Origin of the sequence: Polymorphobacter sp., from assembly GCF_051860865.1 — a bacterium.
Classification (GTDB): Bacteria; Pseudomonadota; Alphaproteobacteria; order Sphingomonadales; family Sphingomonadaceae; genus Sandarakinorhabdus.
The window spans coordinates 1-3,240 of record NZ_JBIMKZ010000135.1 but is presented as its reverse complement, the minus strand read 5'-3'; the positions used below and the strand labels follow the sequence as shown (position 1 = coordinate 3,240).

Below are 3,240 nucleotides of genomic sequence, written 5' to 3'. Positions count from 1 at the left end.
CAGCCGCGGGCGAACAGCAGCAGGCCGATGGCGAAGACGGCCAGCGGCGCGGCGATGTGCGACAGCCAGTCGAAGCCGGGGGTGAGCGCGCCATAGGCGATCGCGAGCGCGACAAGGGCGATGGACAGCTGGTCCGGGATCTCGAAGCGGCGCAGGTCCTCGATGGCGGCGGCAATGACGCAGCCGAGCGCGGCAAGCGCCACGGCCGTCGGGAGCCAGTCGGGCATCATCGGCGGTGGGCGTCCAGCCAGGCGAGGTTGGCGGCGGCGATCCGGTCGTGGCGCGGATTGATGTCCAGCGCCCGGCGGAAATAGGCCTCGGCGATGCGGTCGTCACTGCGCGACAGGGCGGCGAAGCCGATCATGTTGAGGTCCTGGGCGAGGCTTTCCGGTGAGGCGCCGGTGAACGCTTGGTCGTAGCGGCCCTGCATGGCCCGGGCGAGGCGGAGGTTGTTGGCGGCGGCGGTGAGCTTCGGGTCGCGGGCGAGCGCGGCGGCGAGATCGGCCTCGGCCTCGGCGGCGCGGCCGCGCAGCAGCCGCGACCAGCCGCGATTGGTCAGCGCCACGGGATTGTCGGGGGATGCGGCCAGTGCCGCGGCATAGGCGACGTCGGCGCGCGGCCAGTCCCGCTGGCGGTCGGCGACGATGCCGCGTGCGATCTGGGCGCGGACGAGGGTGTTGTCGAGGGCGATGGCCTTGTCGAGCGCCTCGGCGGCCATTGCCGCATCGCCGCGCCGCAGCCGGACGATGCCGAGGCCCTGCCAGGCGCGGGCGGATGTGGCTTGCGTGTCGATGAGGGCGAGAAAGCCGCCCATCGCCTCGGACAGGCGGCCGGCAGCCATCGCCAGCTCGGCCTGTCTGACCAGCCGCTCGGGATCATCGGCTTCCATCGGCGCCCGGCGCAGGATCTCCTCGGCGGCCGGAAGCCGGCCCTCGGCGATCGCCGCGTCGAATAGCGTGTGCGCGGTGATGGCCGGGGTCGCTTGCGCCGGGGTCGCCAGCAGCAACGCCAGCAGCAGCGCCCGCCTCATGCGCGGTGGACGCGCTCGATCAGCGCCTCGAGCCGCGCGATGGCGGCCTGGCGCGCGGCGGCGCCGTCGTCGTCAGGGCCGGCGCGGTGGCGGGCGGCGAAGCGGTTGAGGGCAAGGTCGTCGCATTCGAAGGCCTGGGCCGGGCCGTCGGCACCGAGCAGCTGGAGCGGCGCGGCGGGGGCGTTGCCGCCCCGGCTGGTCGGCGCGCCGCGGCGGACGGCGATCAGCCAGCCTGGGGCGACATCGCCACGCGACGGGGTATGCAGGCCCGGCTGCCAGCCGGGGGCGGTGTGGGCGCTGGTCAGCGTCGGACCCGAGGCTGGCAACGGGCGGGCGGCAAGCGCATCGAGCGAGGGGCTGGCGGGAAGCCTCTGCGTTGTGGGGGCTACAGTGGCTGGCCGGGGATCAGTGGTCGCCGTGTCGATGACGGCGGCGAGCAGCGGGCGCTCCGGGCGAAGATCGGCGGCTTCGGCGAATACCAGCCGGGTGCGCGGCTGTTCGATGGTGACCAGTGCGGCGGTTTCCAGCCGCTGCCGGGCGTCTCGGGCTTCGGCCAGAGCGGTGGCGGCGGCCTGCTGGTCGAGCCGGCGGTCGTCGTCGGCGGTCCAGCTGTCGGCGACCAGCACCAGGGTCGCCGCCTCGCCGAGCGCGGCGACGAGCATGGGGGCGGGGGCATCGCCGCCGAGGATCAGCCGGGCCTCGCCGTTGGCGGCATATTCGATGCGGGCAGCGCCCGGTTCGGTAGATGCTTCGGGGCCGAAGCGGGCGGTGGTGTCGCTGGTCGCCGCCATCACAACCGGGGTGGCGAAGGGCGCGATACCCTTCCGGACGGGCGCATCGAGCGCGGCGGTGACTAGTGCCAGCAGCCGCTGGGCGGTGGCCATCGCCAGCCGGTCGTTGCTGCGCAGCGCCGCCTGGAGGAAGGGGATGGCGGCGCGATATTCGCCCTGCAAATAGAGTGAATAGCCGAGGTTGGAGAGCACCGGCGCGGCCTCGGGGTCGACCGCCAGCGCCGCCTCATACCAGCCGCGCGCGATATCGTGGCGGCCCATGCGGTCATAGCTGATGCCCAGCCCGTTCATCGCATCGACCGACTGCGGTTCGGCGGCGAGCGCGCGGCGGAAGCCGGCCAAGGCGCCGGCGGTGTCGCCGCTGGCCAGCAGCGCCTTGGCCTGATCATAGCCGGCATCGAGCGAGGCAGCGGCGGGCTGCTGTCGGGCCGGGCGGGCGGCGGCGGCGGCGCGCAGCGCCTCGGCCTGCGCCTTTAGCCCATCGGCCTTGGCGAGCGCAGCGCTGCCATCAAGCAGCGCGGCGGTGGCGGCGGCCCCGGTGGTCAGGCCGGCGAGGCTCGTGCGGAGCGGGGAGGGCGGGGGTCGACGAGGGTGGTCCATGTCGGCCCTCATTTGCCCCGCGTCGCTTCGGCTTTTTGCATCGCCTGCTTGACCTGAATGGCGGCCGGCAACATCAGCACGGCCACCATGGTGGGCAGCAGGAAGACGATCAGCGGGATCGACAGCAGCACGGGGATGCGGTGGGCCTTTTCCTCGGCGCGCATCCGACGACTTTCACGCATTTCAGCGGCGTAGATCCGCAGCGCCTGGGCGATGCTGGCGCCCAGCCGGTCCGACTGGATGACCAGCGTGACAAAGGCACTGATTTCCGAGACCGCGGTGCGCTTGGCGAGGCTTCTGAGCGCCACTTCCCGCGTGCGCCCGGCGCGCAGTTCGAGCGCCACCAGGGCGAACAGATGCGCAATAAGCGGATGCGAACGGGCAATTTCGGAGCCGACGCGGTTGAACGCGGCATCGATGCCGAGCCCGGCTTCGACGCAGACCAGCATCAGGTCCAGCGTGTCCGGAAAGCCATTGAGGATTTCCTTCTTTCGCTCTTCGGATCGTGAATTGACGAGAAAATTCGGCAGATAGAGGCCGGTGCCGGCCAGGCCGACGATGACCATGTAGAGGGTGGTGGGCTTGGGCCACTGCTCTCCGAGCGACATCACCAGCAACGCCAGCAGGGGCAGCGCCAGCGTCAGAACCGTGCGGGTGAGGACGAACACGCGGGGGGCGAACGGCTGGTCATAGCCGGCCAGGATCAGCTTCTGTGTCAGTTGATCGGCCTTGGTATCGGCGAGCGAAAGGCCACGCCGCTCGACCTCGGCGACAATGCGCGCCCAGATCGAGCCGGTCTGGTCGGTGCGCAATGAAGGG

General features: G+C 71.8%; 4 protein-coding genes. All 4 read right to left on the bottom strand.

The window, feature by feature from the left end:
• On the bottom strand, window positions 1–227 hold a 227-nt coding region (locus ACTIFJ_RS15185; protein WP_439534954.1), incomplete at its 3' end, for a prepilin peptidase.
• Window positions 227–1,030, bottom strand: coding sequence for a hypothetical protein (locus ACTIFJ_RS15180; protein ID WP_439534953.1), 804 nt, complete (start codon window positions 1,028–1,030; stop codon window positions 227–229). The genes ACTIFJ_RS15180 and ACTIFJ_RS15185, both read right to left, overlap by 1 nt.
• Window positions 1,027–2,421 (bottom strand): tetratricopeptide repeat protein, encoded by a 1,395-nt coding sequence (locus tag ACTIFJ_RS15175; protein ID WP_439534952.1) that lies wholly within the window; start codon window positions 2,419–2,421, stop codon window positions 1,027–1,029. The genes ACTIFJ_RS15180 and ACTIFJ_RS15175 overlap by 4 nt, the downstream gene beginning before the upstream one ends.
• An 8-nt stretch (window positions 2,422–2,429) precedes the next feature.
• A partial coding sequence (locus tag ACTIFJ_RS15170) for a type II secretion system F family protein (protein WP_439534951.1) occupies window positions 2,430–3,240 on the bottom strand: 811 nt, incomplete at its 5' end.

Excerpts from the sequence above, each read along its gene's own strand:
- ACTIFJ_RS15180 (WP_439534953.1), bottom strand. The coding sequence starts at position 1,030 with ATGAGGCGGGCGCTGCTGCTGGCGTTGCTGCTGGCGACCCCGGCGCAA.
- ACTIFJ_RS15175 (WP_439534952.1), bottom strand. The coding sequence starts at position 2,421 with ATGGACCACCCTCGTCGACCCCCGCCCTCCCCGCTCCGCACGAGCCTC.